We start from the raw sequence: 16,089 nt of genomic DNA, 5'->3' as shown, positions 1-16,089 counted from the left end.
GTCCGGAAGGACGTCACAGGCGCTTCACAGTTTCTCCTTGCCGCACTCATAACCGGGACAGTGCTCCGGCATAGGCCCGCGGCGGAGAGTGGCCACCATGACCCGATCAGCAGCTCTCGCCCTCGACGTCGTCGTGCCTGTGTACAACGAACAGCAGACGCTCGCGCGCAGCATCCGTGTGCTGCACGCGTACCTGACCGACCAGTTCGACGAGCCCTGGCGGATCACCATCGCGAACAACGCGAGCACGGACAACACCGCCGCGATCGCCGATGCGCTCACGGCCGAGCTCCCCGGCGTCCACGCCGTGCACCTCGTCGAGAAGGGCAGGGGCCGGGCGCTCAAGCGGGTCTGGCTCGCCTCGCCGGCCGCGGTCGTCGCCTACGTCGACGTGGACCTCTCGACCGACCTCCGCGCCCTCCCTCCGCTCGTCGCCCCGCTGCTCTCCGGACACTCCGATGTCGCCATCGGCAGCCGGCTGTCGCGCGGCTCCCGCGTCACCCGCGGCGGCAAGCGCGAGTTCATCTCCCGCAGCTACAACGCCCTCGTCCGCACGACGATGGGCGTCGAATTCAGCGACGCCCAGTGCGGCTTCAAGGCGATGCGCCGCGACGTCGCCCAGCGCGTGCTCCCACTGGTGGAGGACAACGGCTGGTTCTTCGACACCGAGATGCTCATCATCGCCGAGCGTGCCGGGCTCCGGATCCACGAGGTGCCCGTCGACTGGATCGACGACCCCGACAGTCGCGTCGACGTGGTCGGCACGGCCGCCGATGATCTCAAGGGGCTCGTGCGGGTGGCGCACTCACTCGTGACCGGCAGGATCCCCGTCGACGAGATCTACGCCGAACTCGGCCGGCCGCCCTATGAGCCGCCGAACCCGCCGACGTTCCTCGGCCAGGTGCTGCGCTTCGGCGTGATCGGGGTGCTCTCGACCGTCGCGTTCGCGTTGCTCTACCTCGTGCTCCAGTACGTGATGCCGGCCCAGCTGGCCAACTTCCTCTCCCTGCTCATCACCGCGATCGCGAACACCTGGGCCAACCGGCGTCTCACCTTCGGCGTGCGCGGGCGGAGAGGCGCGGTCAAGCACCAGGCGCAGGGGCTCGTGATCTTCGGCCTGGCCTGGCTCGTGACGAGCGGTTCCCTCCTCGTGCTACATCTGGTGCGGGCGGATGCCGGGCCTCAGGCCGAGATCATCGTGCTCACGGCCGCAAACCTCCTCGCGACCGTGATGCGGTTCGTGCTGCTGCGGCTCTGGGTCTTCCGGAGCCAGCGGACGCCGGCCCCGACCCGGATCGAACCCCGCACCTCCCGCGACGAAGTGACCTCACGCGATGCAGGATCCCGCACTGACGCTCCCACCCGACAGGAAGTAACCAGTTCATGACGACCCAGGTCTCCCCGCGCCCCGCCCTCTCCCCGCTCGGCGCCCGCTTCGTGGCCCGTCTCACCGCCCTGCCGCGCACCCTCGTGCGCGGCAGGGCCGGCTCCGCGCGCTGGGAACGCCCCGCCCTGCTGGGCCTCCTGCTCGCGACGGCGGTGCTCTATCTCTGGGACCTCGGCGCGAGCGGGTGGGCGAACTCGTTCTACTCCGCCGCCGTGCAGGCAGGATCGGTCGACTGGACCGCGTTCTTCTACGGATCCTCCGACGCCGCGAACGCGATCACCGTCGACAAGCCGCCGGCGAGCCTGTGGCTGATGGCCCTCTCGGTGCGCCTGTTCGGACTCAGTTCGTGGAGCATCCTCGTGCCGGAGGCCCTGATGGGCGTCGCCTCGGTCGGCGTGCTCGTCGCGACCGTGCGCCGCCGCTTCTCGGCAGGCACCGCGCTGCTCGCCGGCGCCACGCTCGCGGTGACCCCGGTCGCCGCGCTGATGTTCCGGTTCAACAATCCGGATGCCTTGCTGGTCCTCCTCCTCAGCCTCGCCACGTACTTCACGCTGCGCGGCATCGAGACCGGTCGGCTGAAATGGGTGCTCTGGGCGGGTGCGATGGTCAGCTTCGGGTTCCTGACGAAGCAGCTGCAGGCGTTCCTGATCCTGCCGCCGCTCGCGGGCGTGTACCTGTACGCGGCCCCGCACCGGTTCCGCACCCGGCTCTGGCACTCGTTCGCGGCGCTCGGCGCCGTGATCGTCTCCGCCGGCTGGTGGGTCGCCATCGTCGAACTCGTCCCGACGAGCTGGCGCCCGTACATCGGAGGCTCGCAGACGAACAGCTTCCTGGAACTGACCTTCGGCTACAACGGATTCGGCCGACTCACCGGGAGCGAGACCGGGAGCGTCACGGGAGGGGCGGGCGGCGCGGGGGCTGCGGCGACCGGCGGCATGTGGGGCGAGACCGGGATCTTCCGGCTCTTCCTCGGCGAGTTCGGCGGCCAGATCACCTGGCTGCTGCCCGCCGCACTGCTGCTCGTCGTCGCTGCCCTCGTCGTGCTCCGTCGCGCCCCGCGGATCTCGCTCCGGAGGGCCACCCTGCTCCTCTTCGCCGGCTACCTGATCCTGACCGCGCTGGCCTTCAGTTTCATGGCCGGGATCTTCCACGCTTACTACACCGTGGCCCTCGCACCCGCGCTCGCCGGAACCGTCGCGATCGGCGCGAGTCTCGTCTGGATGAAACGCACGGCGCTCTGGGCCCGGATCACGGCGGCCGTCGCGATGCTTGCGACGAGCGCCTGGGCGTGGGTGCTGCTCGACCGCGCCGCCGACTGGCTGCCGTGGTTGAAGTTCGTCGTCGTCGCGTTCGGCCTCGTCGCGGCAGCACTGCTGATGGTGCCGCCGCGCGCGGCCTGGCTCGGGCGACTGTCGGGGAAGTGGGGGCGCCGGACGACGGTCGCGATCGCCCTCACCGGCGCACTGCTCGCGCCGGTTGCCTACACGATCGACACCGTGTCGACCGCTCACACCGGTTCGATCGTCACGGCCGGACCGACCGTATCCGGCGGTATGGGCGGGATGGGCGGCGGTGGAATGCCCGGCGGACGGGCCGGCTTCCCGGGCGGCAACGCCGGCGGATTCGCCGGCGGCGGTACTCCGCCGGCCGGCGGGACGGGCGGAAACGGCACTGTCCCGAATGGCACTGTCCCGAACGGCACTGTCCCGAACGGCACCACCGGGACGCTGCCGACCGGTGGGCGACCGGGTGGGGGCACCGGCGGGCCCGCTGGGCTCATGGGCTCAGCGAGCGTGAGTGCCAGCCTCGCCGCACTGCTCTCGGTGGATTCCGGTGACTACACCTGGATCGCCGCGGCCGTCGGGTCGGACTCTGCCGCCGGCTACCAGCTCGCGACCCAGCTGCCGGTGATGGCGATCGGCGGCTTCAACGGGAGTGACCCCGCCCCGACCCTCGCCGAGTTCCAGGCCGATGTGGACGCAGGGAAGATCCACTACTTCATCGGTGGACGGACCGGCCAGGCCAACGGCGGATCGAGTGCCTCGAGTGAGATCGCGGCCTGGGTCGCCGAGAACTTCACCGCGGAGACCGTCGACAGCGTCACGCTCTACGACCTGTCGGCGGGAACGACAGCGGCGGCCTCTGCCTCCTCGTGACATCCGGCGCCGGCCCGTCACTGCCCCTGACGAGATTCTCGGCGGCAGGTTGGTCCCGTCAGCGCCACGGATCCTGTCCCGGGATCCGCTGCGGCAACTGTCGCGCGTTGAGCGTTCTCGAGGCGGAGCGGATGGCCGCTCGCAGCTCGGCCAGCAGTCGTGCGCGCCGGCTCCAATCGATGAGCTGGTTAGACACCAGCATGTCGATCAGCGCGGAGGTCAATCGCAACTGGACCCGCTGGTCCTGTCGATCCTGCTTGTAGGGATCGAGCCAGGGCTCGAGCAGGAACAGGAAAAGCCAGTCAAACAGGTTTTCGGCGTGCATGGTTCTGGCCATCGCGCCAACGGACTGGAACTCGCGCTCGGCAGCGAGCAACACGCGGTCGTCGTCAGCCAGGATGGCTTCGGCTTCGGTTTCCAGGCACTCCAGGAGGCGCTGGTACACGCGCGTGATGCGCTGGCGCGTGACGGGACCGCGGCGCCCGGCGAGCTCATGCTCGAAGAACGCCCGGAGGATTTCGTCGATGTGGGGCTGAGTCGTATTCATGGCGACAGGGTCGCAGGGACCACCGACATTCGGCCGGTATGCAGGATCGCCCAGAATGCCGGAGCGGAGCGTCGGGTGCGCGCCGCGGCATCCGCTGCGGGTCAGCCGAGGAGGAGCTTGGCGAGCTGGTCGACGGAGTAGACGGTCGCGGTCGCGGCTGCCGCCTCCGCGGGAGAGCCGTAGCCCCACTCGACGAGGATCGTCGGCACGCCGTGGGCTGCGGCGCCCTCCGCGTCGTAGCTGCGGTCGCCGACCATGACGGGGGTGCTGAGGCTCGTGCCGACGGCGGCGAGGCGGTTCAGCGCCTCTTCGACGATGTCGGCCTTGGCGCTGCGGGTCTCCGCATCACTCGCCCCGACGATGACGGTGAAGAACCGGGCCAGGTCGAAGTGCTCGAGGATGGTGATCGCGGCATGCTCCGGCTTGCTCGTGGCGAGGGCGAGGGGGATCCCGGCCTCGTGCACGCGCTGGAGCAGACCGGCGACGCCCGGGTAGACGGCCGTGTCGAGCATGGCTTCGCCGTGATAGTCGGCGCGGTAGACCGCGACGGCCTCCGTTGCCTCCTCTTCCGTCATGCCGGCGTACTCACGGAAGGCGGCGAAGAGGGGCGGGCCGACGTAGGCGAGCAACTCGGCGTCGGTCGGAACCGGTCGGCCGAGAAGGGCGAAGGTCCGGGCGAGGGAGTTGGTGATGGCCGGGGCGGAATCGGTGATGGTTCCGTCGAGGTCAAAAAGTATTGCACTCCAGGTGCGAGTCAATGTCGAATTCACTCGCTAATCCTAGAGGCCAGAGCCCCGATTTCCCACGAAATGGGTAATTTTCTACTTTATGCCGGAATCCCAGGGGCTGCTACCCCTGCCGTCGTGAGAGCGCTCCCTCGAAAGAAAACACTCATCAGGGCCCTCCCTGGCGGCTCAGAACAGGCGGGACTGCGTGTCGTCGAGGCCGCGCATCGCGTCATAGTCGAGCACGAGGCATCGGATGCCACGGTCCTCCGCGAGCATCCGGGCCTGCGGCTTGATGACCTGTGCGGCGAAGACCCCGGCCACCGGCGCCAGGTGCGGGTCGCGGTTCATCAACTCGAGGTACCGGGTGAGCTGCTCGACCCCGTCGATGTCGCCGCGGCGCTTGAGCTCGACCGCGACGGAGTGTCCGGCGGCGTCCCTCGCGAGGATGTCGACGGGGCCGATCGCCGTCATGTACTCGCGGCGGACGAGGGTGTGGCCGTCCCCGAGCAGGTGGATGTGCTCGGCGAGGAGTTTCTGCAGGTGCGCTTCGACGCCGTCCTTGATCAGGCCGGGGTCGATGCCGAGATCGTGGGCGGAGTCGTGCAGGACCTCGTGGATGCTGACGACGAGCTGGTCTTCCGTCTTCGCGTGGGTGACGGTCCAGACCTGCGTGATGCCGGCATCCGTCTGTTCCTCGTCGGGGACCTGCTCGACGAGGGAGCACGGCGGGCTCATCCAGTTCAAGGGTTTGTACGAGAGGGCATCGCTGTGAACGAGCACTGAGCCGTCGGCCTTGAGCATCAGGAGCCTGGTGGCCAGTGGCAAGTGAGCGTTCAGGCGTCCGGCGTAGTCCACTGAGCAGCGGGCGATAACAAGTCTCACCCATTCAGACTACGGGGTCGGCTCAACCCTGAAAGTTGGGGCGGGCTCAGTTGCGGTTCCGCGTGGCTCGCCCACTGAGGAATTCTTCGCAGTATTCCTCTGGCCCACTCGGCGGAGTAGAAGGACCGCCGCGATGGCGACGACGACTGTGGCGATCGCAGTATTGATCGTCCAAAGCAGAGACTCGTCGCCACCTGAGAAGAACACGAGCATCGCTGAGTTCACCAGCCAGTGGAAGAAGGACGCCACGAGAACTCGAGAAGTGAGCGAGCGGCCGGCGGTCAATACGGCCAACGTAACTGACAGGCCTATCGCCGCGACTGCAAACGTGAGGTAGACGATAGGGCCTGCAGCGAACAGGACGTAAAAGTGCCCGAGTCCGAAGAGAAGGCCCGTGAAGATACCGGACCACACTACCGAGAAGCGATTCTCAAGAAGGGGCTGGACCACGCCTCTCCAGCCGACTTCTTCGCCGACCGCACCCAGTAATTGCAGAAAGAGAATGACAGCCAATGAAATGGGAACGGATGACGAGTCGAGCGGAGGCCACAAGTCGCCTTCCGTCGCGTTGAGTGCGAACAAGACCGCGGCCGTCATGGCGGCCAGGAACACGGAGAGCACTACAGCGAGAAATTCACTTCGAACCGGCTGTGGGGGGAACGTGAAGGTCTTCCGCCAGATGAGCCAGACAACGGCTGCGCCAACAGCCGTAGCAAACGTCGGGAAACGGAGCACTTCCGGATCGGCCCCGGTTGTCACCTGTAGGAGGGATAGTAGGGGCGACGCGACCGCCGAGCTTACGAGGAACGTCACGAGTACTAGAACAATGCGCCGGTTTCTCATGCACTTCACTTCCGATGAGGGGAGGAGGACGTAGGTCATTGCAGTGCGGCAGTGGCACCAACCCGGACGAGGTCCGGAGGAGGGCGGTCTCAGTATGCCGCACCCGTGGTGATGATCCGTGCGAACGTGCCTTCAACCCACCGGCTGCGCCGGAAGGGCATCGATATCAGCCGGTCTGGAACGTCCGCTCAACAGGGAGGGGTCAGCGCCGGAGGCGCTCACGGGCGGCCGGCGCGGCGAGGCCGGCCAGGGCCATCAGCCCGAGGATCAGGTACAGGGCGTTGAGGATGCCCCAGGCCTGGCCGAGGATGCCGAGGACCGGCGGCCCGACGAGGAACGCGAAGTAGCCGATCATGGCGACGGCACTCACCCGGGCAGCGGCGTTCTCGGTGTCGTCCGCCGCCGCGGACATCCCGACCGGGAACCCGAGGGAGGCTCCGATGCCCCAGAGCACGGCGCCTCCGTAGAGCATCCACGGGCCCGTCGCGAGGATGAACAGCAGCAGGCCCAGCACGCCGACGACCGCGCACGCGCGCAGCACGGGTACCCTGCCGAACCGGTCGATGACGGGTCCGCCGAGCACCCGGCCCACGGTCATCGCTGCGACGAAGACGCCGAAGACGATCGCGCCACCGGTGTTGCTGAGGCCGTGGCCGTCGACCGAGGCGAGGGCGATCCAGTCGTTCGCCGAACCCTCCGCGAACGTCATTCCGAGCACGATCGCACCGATCAGCAGGATCTTGCCGTCGGTCCAGACCGAGAGGGACGCCGCCAGGCGGGTCCGCCAGGTCGAGCGCGGGGCACCCTGGCCGCCGGACGAGTGGGCAGGCCCCGCTGCAAGCGTGACCTGGGCCTGGGGAAGGGAGCGAACGGCGACGACCACCGTCGCGACCGCGAGAAATGCGATCACGAGCAGGTGCCAGAAGACCGACACCGACAGGGCGGATGCCGCGGCACCGATGAGCGCGCCGACCACGGTGCCGAGGCTGAAGCACGCGTGCATGAGCGGCATCAGGGTCCTGCCGATGGTGCGTTCGACCGCGGCGCCCTCGACGTTCATCATGACGTCGAGCGAGCCCATCCCGAGCCCGACCAGGGCCAGCCCGGCGAACACCAGCGGGGCCGAGAGGAGCAGGGTCGCGCCGAAGCCGACGAGCACGAGACCGATCGCGGAGGTGCTGATGCTGATCGTCATCGCCCGAGGGGTGCCGAAACGGTCGAGCAGGCGCACCGCCGCGCCGAGGCCGAGCACCGAGCCGGCGGAGAGGCCGAAGATCAGGACGCCGACGAGAGCGGTGTCGAGCCGGAGGCTGTCGCGGACCGCGGGGATCCGGGCGACCCAGCTCGCGAGCCCGAGCCCGCTGACGAAGAAGACCGCGAAGACCGCGTTCCGCGCGGCGAGGGCTCCCGCGCGATCGGTCGCACCCGGCCGAGCGCCGGCCGCGGCCGTGGATTCGGAGGGCGCGGTCATGGCAATTCCTTCTCGGACTCGAACAGGGGTGGGTCCCGTCAACGCTAGTCGATCTTCGGCGACGTACGATGGGCTCGTTAGGAGCGCATCGGGGCGCGAGGGGGGGAATCGTGGCAGGACGAACCACCTCACCGGGGCAGACGGTCACCTCGCGCGTGCTGAGCATCCTCGCCGTCTTCGAGTCCAGCCCCTCCGCACGGACCCTCTCCGAGATCTGCGCCGAGAGCGGCCTTCCCCAGAGCACCGTGCACCGGCTGCTCGGCGAGCTCGAGGAGTGGGGCGCCGTGCAGCGTGATGCCCGCGGCCGGTACCAGATCGGCCTCCGGCTCTGGGAACTCGGCCAGCATGCCGGACGGCAGCTACGCGACGTCGTGCGCCCGTACCTGCAGGACCTGTTCGGCCTCACCCAGGAGACCGCCCACTTCGCCATCCGCGACGGCGCGGACGTGCTCTACATCGACCGGGTCTACGGGAGCAGGAGAGTCCCGCAGGCCTCCCGGGTGGGCGGGCGCCTTCCGATGCACGCGACCGCGGTCGGCCGGGCGATCCTCGCCTTCGAGGAGGGCTGGGTGCGTGACGCCGTGCTCGGCGCGGCACTCGTGCAGCGCACCCCGTTCACGAAGGCCGACCCGGAGCAGCTCCGCAAGGAACTCGACAAGGTACGCGGCCAGGGCTTCGCCGTCGCCTCCGAGGAAGTGCGGCTCGGATCGTGCTCGCTCGCCGTCCCGGTGTTCCAGGCCGACGGGCGCATCTTCGGCGGCCTCGGGATCGTGCTGCCGACCTCGCGGGCGCACCAGCTCGAACGCAACCTGCCCATCCTGCTCGGCACGGCCGAGCGCATCCAGGCGGGGATCGCGCACCTGCCGAAAGCCGCACTGCAACCGGCCGCTCGTGCCCGCAAGCCGCAGCAGCCCTGAACCGGCCAGAGCGGGCCCACCCAACCCCACTTCCGCCCAGTGGGACAAGCCCTGCGTTTCCCAGCCACGGGAGCATTAGATGGATCCAGATCCCCGCAGAAGTGGACAGTCCCCGCAGACGTGGACAGAAGGAGCACTCGTGAACGCTCAGCCCGTGACGGCACAGCCCGTCGCAGCCCAGCCCGCCGCAGGGCAGTGCCCGGTCGACCACCGCGCGCTCGCCGCAGCCGCCGCCGCGGAGAGCACCGCCGGCCACCACGGCTATTCACCGTTCGACATGAACGACCCGTTCCCGGCATACGCCGAACTCCGCGAGGAGGAGCCGGTGATGTTCGACGAGCGCATCGGCTACTACGTCGTCTCCCGGTACGCGGACATCAAGGCCGTCTTCGACAACTGGGTCGTCTTCAGCAGTGAGAACGCCCAAGCCCCCGTGCGGCCGCGCGGCGCCGCCGCGACGAAGATCATGGCGGACGGCGGTTTCACCGCATACTCCGGCCTCTCTGCCCGCGTTCCCCCCGAACACACCCGGATGCGCACGATCGTGCAGCAGGAGTTCAGCCCACGACGGTACAAGGCCCTCGAGCCCACCATCCGGGAGAACACCGCCCGGCTGCTCGCGCAGATGCTCGCGCATCCGGATGCCCGGGGCGACTTCCTGAAGGACGTCGCCGTGGACATCCCCACCATCACGATCCTCGGCCTGCTCGGCGTCGGGCCAGACATGGTCCCGACTTACAAGAAGTGGTCGGACTCGCGGGCCGCGATGACCTGGGGCGACCTGAGCGACGAGGAGCAGATCCCGCACGCGCACAACCTCGTCGACTACTGGACGGAGTGCCGGCGGCTGGTCTCCGCCGCCCACGAGGCCATCGGCGCCGGAACGGCGGGCACCGACCTCGTCACCGACCTCGTGCGCGCCCAGCTCGCCGGCGGCGAGATCTCCGACCATGAGATCGCGTCGGTCTGCTACAGCCTGCTCTTCGCCGGCCACGAGACCACGACGACGCTCATCTCCAACACGATCCGGATGCTGCTCAGCCACCCCGACGAGTGGCAGAAGCTCGTCGAAGACCCCAGGCGCATCGCCGGGGCGATCGACGAGACGCTGCGCTACAGCCCCTCGATCGTCGGCTGGCGGCGCAAGGCGCTCGTCGACACCGAGATCGCCGGCACCGCTATCCCGAAGGGCTCGAACATCCTGTTGCTGATGGGAGCGGCCAACCGGGACCCGAGCGTCTTCGAGGATCCGGAGGTCTTCGACATCGAACGCGCCAACGCCCGCACCCACCTCTCCTTCGGCTTTGGCATCCACTACTGCCTCGGCAACATGCTCGCCAAGCTGCAGGACAAGATCGTCGTCGAAGAGACCATCCGGGCCGTCCCCGGCCTGCGGATCGTCGATCCCGAAGCGATCGTCTTCGGAGACAACCTGTCGTTCAGGGCGCCGACGTCGGTTCCCGTCACCTGGGAGGCCAACGCCTGATGGAAACCACAACCCCCGCCGCTACCGCAACACCCGCATCCCACGCCGCATACATCCAGTTCTTCGACGGCGGGCTTCCCCCGCTGCACGAGCAGCTCGGCGGCAAGTGCGCCTCCCTCGTCGCGCTCACCGCGGCCGGGATGCCGGTTCCCCCCGGCTTCGCCATCACGACGGCCGCGTACGACGCGTTCATCCGCGAGGCCGGCATCGAGAAGGACATCCACGAGATGCTCGCGAAGCTCGACCCCGACGACGTGGCCGCCGTCGACCGGGTGTCTGCGCAGCTGCGCCTCGAGATCACCTCACGGCCGGTGCCCGCCGAGCTGCACGCCACGACCATCGAGGCGTACGAGGCGCTTCAGTCGCGCTTCGAGTCCCCTGTCCCTGTCGCCGTGCGGTCCTCCGCGACGGCGGAGGACCTGCCGGATGCGAGCTTCGCCGGCCAGCAGGACACCTACCTTTGGCTCCTCGGCGTGAAAGACGTCACTGAACACATCCGCGCGTGCTGGGCCTCGCTGTACACCTCCCGGGCCATCATCTACCGGCTGAAGAACAAGATCCCGAATGAAGGCCTTTCGATGGCCGTCGCGGTGCAGAAGATGGTGAACGCCCGGGTCGCCGGCGTCGCGATCACGATGGACCCGACCAACGGCGACCGCTCCAAGATCGTGATGGAGGCCTCATACGGGCTCGGCGAGCTCGTCGTCTCCGGGCAGGTGACGCCGGACAACATCACCGTCGACAAGGTCATGCTCATGGTCGTGAAGCACTCGATCGGCGACAAGCACGCCGAACTCGTGCCGGACCCCGCGAGCAGGTCCCTCGTCGAACGCGAGGTCTCGGCAGAGCGCCGGGGGCGGCTCTGCATCAGCGACACGGAGATCACCGCGATCGCCGCGATCGCCAAGCGGGCAGAGAAGCACTTCCGGTGCCCCCAAGACATCGAATGGGCCCTCGACCGGGACCTGCCGGACGGGGAGAACCTGCTCCTCCTGCAGTCGCGCCCCGAGACGGTGTTCTCGTCGACGGCGTCGGGTTCGATCCCGACGCAGTCCGCCGGGTTCGGTATCGAGAGCATCACCCGCTCGCTCATGACGCAGGCCGGCAAGGCCTGATTCGCCGCGGCATCCGCTGCGCTTCATTTTCCCCATTCGTCCCCTCCACCCGCGTTTACCCACACAGAACGGTTGACCCATGACAGAGAAGTCATTCCCCAGCCCGTACGACCAGAAGCCCGCGGTCGCCGCAGAAGGCTGGAAGGACCTCTACGCCTACAACCTGGTCTTCCAGGAGAACCGGCGTGAGGTCGAGGAGGCCAAATTCTGGTTCTGCGACAGCCAGCACTGGCCGACGGTGACCAAGCCCTTCGAGACCATCGGCTTCGAGTTCGCCGTCTCCTGCCTCGGCCAGTACAACTCCCGCCACCTGCTCATCCCGCCGGCCAACGGCATCGAATTCCGCATCCACAACGGCTACGTGTTCATGTCGCCCGTCGGCGTCCCCGAGACGGAGATCGCCGCCCGGGTCCCCGAGTTCATGGCCCGCGCCGGACACTACTTCCAGAACTGGGACGGACTGCTCGCGAAGTGGCAGGACAAGATCCGCGGAACGATCGACGAGCTGGGCGCACTGTCCTTCGAGGCGCTGCCGGACGCTGTACCTCTCGAGGACGTCACGAGCGGAAGGGGTCTCGGCCCGAACGACACGCTCCTCGGCAACTTCGACAAGCTCATCTCGCTGACCTACCGCGCCTGGCAGTACCACTTCGAGTTCCTCAACCTCGGCTACGTCGCCTATCTCGACTTCTTCAGCTTCTGCAAGGAGGTCTTCCCCGGCATCCCGGACCAGGCCGTCGCGAAGATGGTGCAGGGCGTCGACATGGAACTCTTCCGACCGGATGACGAGCTCAAGAAGCTCGCCAAGCTCGCCGTCGAACTCGGCGTCGACGGTCACTTCGGCAATACCGAGGACCCGGAGGCGACCCTCGCCGCGATCGGCGCGGCCGCAGGCGGGGCGGAGTGGCTCGCGGCCTGGACCGAGGCGAAGGACCCCTGGTTCAACTTCACCGTCGGCAACGGCTTCTACGCCCACGACAAGTACTGGCTGGACCACCTCGAGCTGCCGCTCGGCTACATCGCCGACTACATCGTGCGCGTGCAGAACGGTGTCGGCATCGACCGCCCCGTCGCAGAGCTCATCGCGGAACGGGACCGCATCACCGAGGAGTACTCCGAACTTCTCAGCCCCGAACAGCTCGCCGCGTTCCAGGGCAAGCTCGGCCTTGCGCGGCAGGTCTACCCCTACGTGGAGAACCACAACTTCTACATCGAGCACTGGACCATGGGCGTCTTCTGGCGGAAGGCCCGCCAGCTCTCGAAGATGCTCTCAGAGGCCGGGTTCTGGCCGGAGGCGAACGACATGTTCTACCTCCGCCGCGATGAGGTGCGCGAGACGCTCTTCGACTACGTCACCGGCTGGGCCGTCGGCGCTCCCGCGATCGGCCCGGACTACTGGCCTGCCGAGGTCGCCCGGCGCAGGGTCATCGTCGACGCGCTCTCCGAGGAGCGCCCGCAGCCGGCGCTGAACACCCCGCCCGCCGTGATCACCGAACCCTTCACCCTGATGCTCTGGGGCATCACGAGCGACCAGATCAAGAACTGGCTCGGCGACTCCGACGCGCCGGAGGGCGAGTTCCGCGGCATGGCCGCCTCGAGCGGCGTCGCCGAGGGCCCGGCCCGGGTCATCAGCAGCTCCGACCAGCTCTCCGAGGTGCAGGAGGGCGACATCCTCGTCGCTCCCGTCACCGCGCCGTCGTGGGGCCCGATCTTCGGGAAGATCCGCGCGACCGTCACCGACATCGGCGGCATGATGAGCCACGCGGCCATCGTCTGCCGCGAGTACGGGATGCCGGCGGTCACCGGAACCGGAACCGCATCCGCCCAGATCAGGACGGGACAGTGGCTGCGGGTCGACGGGAACAACGGAACCGTGACGATCGTCGACGACCACGGCGCAGGCCAGGACGTTGCCGGCCTGGCCCACGAGCACGACCTCGCCATGGCCCCGGCCGCGGCAGCCCAGCTCGACGCCGTCCTCGCCGAGAGCAGCCATGCCTGAGCGCGGCACGGCCGGGGCCTTGCGGCGGACGGTGCTGATCACCGGCGCCGCCGGCGGCCTGGGCCGTGCCTTCGCCCTGGGCTTCGCGGCCCAGGGCGACCGGGTGGTCGTCGCCGACGTCAACCTCGAGGGCGCACGGGAGACCGTCGCGCTCGTCGAGGCGGCCGGCGGCACCGCCATCGCCCTCCCGGTCGACGTCACCGACCTCGCCTCGGTCACCCGGCTGGCAGCGGATGCCGCCGGCTGGGCCCCCGAGGCCCGGCCCGGCGCATCCGCCCCCGGTCAGGCGCCCCCGGCCCACGCCGGCGTGATCGACGTCGTCATCAACAACGCCGCGATCTACGCGACCGTGACCCGAGCCCCCTTCACCGAGCTCGACCCGGACGAGTGGGACCGGGTGATGGCCGTGAACCTCAAGGGGCCGTGGCTCGTCACCCGGGCCTGCACGCCCTACCTGCCGGACGGCGGAAAGGTGATCAACCTCTCCTCCGCCACGGTGATGAGCGGTTCGGCGCACTGGGCCCACTACGTGGCCTCGAAGGGCGGCGTGATCGCGCTGACCCGGGTGCTCGCCAAGGAACTCGGCGACCGCAACGTGACCGTCAACGCGATCGCCCCGGGCTTCACCCTGACCGAGGCCAGCTACGGGCTCATCGCGGGCGCCGAGAGCTACGGCGTCGACCGCGGCTCGCTCAAGCGGGCCTGCGAACCGGAGGACATCGTCGGCGCAGCCCTGTTCCTCGCCGCACCCGGCAGCGACTACATCACCGGCCAGACCCTCGTGGTCGACGGCGGCCGGCAGTTCCTCTGACCCACCCGTCACCCCGAGAACCGAACCAGGAGACCGAGAAATGCCAACCGTGAGCTACGTCGCCTTCGACGGCACAGAGACCATCGTCACCGGATTCGCGGGCGATTCCGTGATGGAGACCGCGGTGCGCAACGGCGTTCCCGGGATCGTCGCCGAGTGCGGCGGCAGCCTGTCCTGCGCCACCTGCCATGTCTTCCTCTGCGCGGACAGCGCGGGGCTGTTCCCGCCGAAGCTCGATCTCGAGGACGACATGCTCGACGGTACGGCCGTCGACCGGGAGGACAATTCCCGGCTCTCCTGCCAGCTGAAACTCTCCGACGACGTGTCCGTGCACGTGCAGACCCCCGAAACGCAGGTGTGACCGGCATGGGCGACACGACCGAAGCTCCCCGGCTGGGCACCCTCATCATCGGCAACTGCCAGGCCGGGGTGCAACTCGCCTCGACACTGCGCGAACTCGGCGACACCGACCCGATCACGCTCGTCGGAGAGGAGCCGCACGCCCCGTACCAGCGGCCGCCGCTCTCCAAGGCGTTCCTCAAGGGCGAGGCGACCGCAGACTCCCTGGCCTTCCGCACCCACGATTTCTACCGCGAGCATTCCATCGAGCTCGTGCCGCGGGAGCGGATCTTCCGCATCATCCGGAACGCGGACGGCGGCGTCGCGACGGCGGAGTCCGGCCGCACCTTCGCCTTCGCCCGGCTCGCGCTCACCACCGGAGCCGTGCCGCGCACCATCCCGTTCGAGGGCTCCGAGCTCGAGGGCGTCAGCTACCTGCGCACCGCGACGGAGGCGACCGTGCTCGAGCAGCAACTGCGTGAGGCGCGGAACGTCGTTGTTGTCGGCGGCGGCTTCATCGGCCTCGAGGTCGCGGCGGGGGCGCGGTCCGCCGGCAAGAACGTCACCGTGCTCGAGGCGGCTCCCCGCCTCGTCGGGAGGGCGGTCTCCGAGCAGACCAGCGAGTTCTACCTGCAGGCGCACCGGCGCCGCGGCATCCGGGTGGTGCTGAACGCGCAGGTGGTGCGGTTCGTCGGCGAGCACGACCGGGTCACCGGCGTCGAGCTCGGTTCGCGCGACGAAGAAGGCCCCGGCGAGATCGTGGCGGCGGACGTCGTGCTGATCGGCGTCGGCGTCGTGCCGCGCACCGAGCTCGCCGTGCAGCTCGGACTCGAGGTCGAGAACGGCATCGTCGTCGACTCCCGTGCACTCGCCTCCGACGGACTCACCGTCGCCGCCGGGGACTGCGCCAACATGCCGAACCCGTCGATCGGGGACTTCGGTGCCGGCCGCATCCGCCTCGAAAGCGTGCAGAACGCCGTCGAGCAGGCCAAGGTGGCCGCGGCCACCCTGCTCGGGCTGCCCGCAGAGCACCGCACGGTGCCGTGGTTCTGGTCGGACCAGGCCGACCTCAAGCTGCAGATCGCCGGCCTGAGCGGCGGGCACGACCGGGTCGTGCTTCGCGGCGACCCCGACACCGAGAAGTTCTCGGTGCTCTACTACCGGAGCGGGCGGCTCATCGCCGCCGACTGCATCAACAGCCCGCTCGATTTCATGGCCGTGAAGAACGCCCTGCACAAGGGCCTCTCGGCGCCGGCGGATGTCGCAAGCGACACCACCGTCCCGCTCAAGAAACTCTTCGCGGCCGTCGAAGCGGCGGATGCCGGGCGTGCTGAGCCGAGTCCGGTTCCCGTCGTGCTTCCCGCCGTCCCCGTTCCCATTCCCGCCGGCAGTCCGGCCGCTTAGC

General features: G+C 68.8%; 14 protein-coding genes. 9 read left to right on the top strand and 5 right to left on the bottom strand.

All coding sequences use genetic code 11. The features are described from left to right. The first annotated feature begins 97 nt into the window (after nt 1-97). Together E3O44_RS10460 and E3O44_RS19865 are read left to right on the top strand one after the other, a co-directional pair. Nucleotides 98-1,387 (top strand): bifunctional glycosyltransferase family 2/GtrA family protein, encoded by a 1,290-nt coding sequence (locus E3O44_RS10460; protein WP_134534662.1) that lies wholly within the window; start codon nt 98-100, stop codon nt 1,385-1,387. Next, a complete protein-coding gene (locus E3O44_RS19865) occupies nt 1,384-3,543 on the top strand; it encodes a glycosyltransferase family 39 protein (protein ID WP_134534661.1) in 2,160 nt (719 codons plus the stop codon). The genes E3O44_RS10460 and E3O44_RS19865 overlap by 4 nt, the downstream gene beginning before the upstream one ends. A 58-nt stretch (nt 3,544-3,601) precedes the next feature. On the opposite strand, the gene E3O44_RS10450 is transcribed toward E3O44_RS19865, so the two are convergent. The 5 genes from E3O44_RS10450 to E3O44_RS10430 all read right to left on the bottom strand — a co-directional run bounded on the left by E3O44_RS10450 (nt 3,602) and on the right by E3O44_RS10430 (nt 8,014). After that, nucleotides 3,602-4,090 (bottom strand): hypothetical protein, encoded by a 489-nt coding sequence (locus tag E3O44_RS10450; protein ID WP_134534660.1) that lies wholly within the window; start codon nt 4,088-4,090, stop codon nt 3,602-3,604. Nucleotides 4,091-4,191: 101 nt separating this feature from the next. Further along, nucleotides 4,192-4,860, bottom strand: a complete 669-nt coding sequence (locus E3O44_RS10445; protein ID WP_241976240.1) for an HAD hydrolase-like protein — start codon at nt 4,858-4,860, stop codon at nt 4,192-4,194. 144 nt (nt 4,861-5,004) lie between these two features. Continuing rightward, a complete protein-coding gene (nucS, locus tag E3O44_RS10440; RefSeq protein ID WP_134534659.1) occupies nt 5,005-5,700 on the bottom strand; it encodes an endonuclease NucS in 696 nt (231 codons plus the stop codon). Between the two features lie 9 nt (nt 5,701-5,709). Beyond that, complete coding sequence (locus E3O44_RS10435; protein WP_134534658.1) at nt 5,710-6,582, bottom strand: CPBP family intramembrane glutamic endopeptidase; 873 nt, start codon at nt 6,580-6,582, stop codon at nt 5,710-5,712. A 163-nt stretch (nt 6,583-6,745) separates the two neighbouring features. After that, on the bottom strand, nt 6,746-8,014 hold the full coding sequence (locus E3O44_RS10430; RefSeq protein WP_134534657.1) for an MFS transporter: 1,269 nt from the start codon (nt 8,012-8,014) through the stop codon (nt 6,746-6,748). Nucleotides 8,015-8,124: 110 nt separating this feature from the next. Here E3O44_RS10430 and E3O44_RS10425 point away from each other — a divergent pair, with 110 nt between their 5' ends. The 7 genes from E3O44_RS10425 (at nt 8,125) to E3O44_RS10395 (ending at nt 16,088) form a co-directional block, all read left to right on the top strand. Then, entirely contained in the window at nt 8,125-8,931 is an 807-nt protein-coding gene (locus E3O44_RS10425; RefSeq protein ID WP_134534656.1) for an IclR family transcriptional regulator, read from the top strand. 139 nt (nt 8,932-9,070) lie between these two features. Beyond that, nucleotides 9,071-10,417 (top strand): cytochrome P450, encoded by a 1,347-nt coding sequence (locus E3O44_RS10420; RefSeq protein WP_241976238.1) that lies wholly within the window; start codon nt 9,071-9,073, stop codon nt 10,415-10,417. Then, nucleotides 10,417-11,532 carry a PEP/pyruvate-binding domain-containing protein gene (locus tag E3O44_RS10415; protein ID WP_134534654.1) on the top strand — a complete coding sequence of 372 codons (1,116 nt, stop codon included), beginning with the start codon at nt 10,417-10,419 and terminating at the stop codon, nt 11,530-11,532. Before E3O44_RS10420 ends, E3O44_RS10415 begins: the two co-directional genes overlap by 1 nt. A gap of 79 nt (nt 11,533-11,611) precedes the next feature. Then, nucleotides 11,612-13,534 (top strand): PEP-utilizing enzyme, encoded by a 1,923-nt coding sequence (locus tag E3O44_RS10410; protein WP_134534653.1) that lies wholly within the window; start codon nt 11,612-11,614, stop codon nt 13,532-13,534. Beyond that, complete coding sequence (locus E3O44_RS10405) at nt 13,527-14,345, top strand: SDR family NAD(P)-dependent oxidoreductase (protein ID WP_134534652.1); 819 nt, start codon at nt 13,527-13,529, stop codon at nt 14,343-14,345. Before E3O44_RS10410 ends, E3O44_RS10405 begins: the two co-directional genes overlap by 8 nt. A 40-nt stretch (nt 14,346-14,385) precedes the next feature. After that, on the top strand, nt 14,386-14,706 hold the full coding sequence (locus E3O44_RS10400; RefSeq protein ID WP_134534651.1) for a 2Fe-2S iron-sulfur cluster-binding protein: 321 nt from the start codon (nt 14,386-14,388) through the stop codon (nt 14,704-14,706). 5 nt (nt 14,707-14,711) lie between these two features. Then, nucleotides 14,712-16,088: an NAD(P)/FAD-dependent oxidoreductase gene (locus E3O44_RS10395; protein WP_134534650.1), complete on the top strand. Its 1,377-nt coding sequence runs from the start codon at nt 14,712-14,714 to the stop codon at nt 16,086-16,088. Nucleotide 16,089 lies beyond the last annotated feature (1 nt).

The sequence above is a fragment of the Cryobacterium algoricola genome, from assembly GCF_004402485.1.
Lineage (GTDB): Bacteria > Actinomycetota > Actinomycetes > Actinomycetales > Microbacteriaceae > Cryobacterium > Cryobacterium algoricola.
This window is presented reverse-complemented; position numbering and strand designations above follow the sequence as displayed.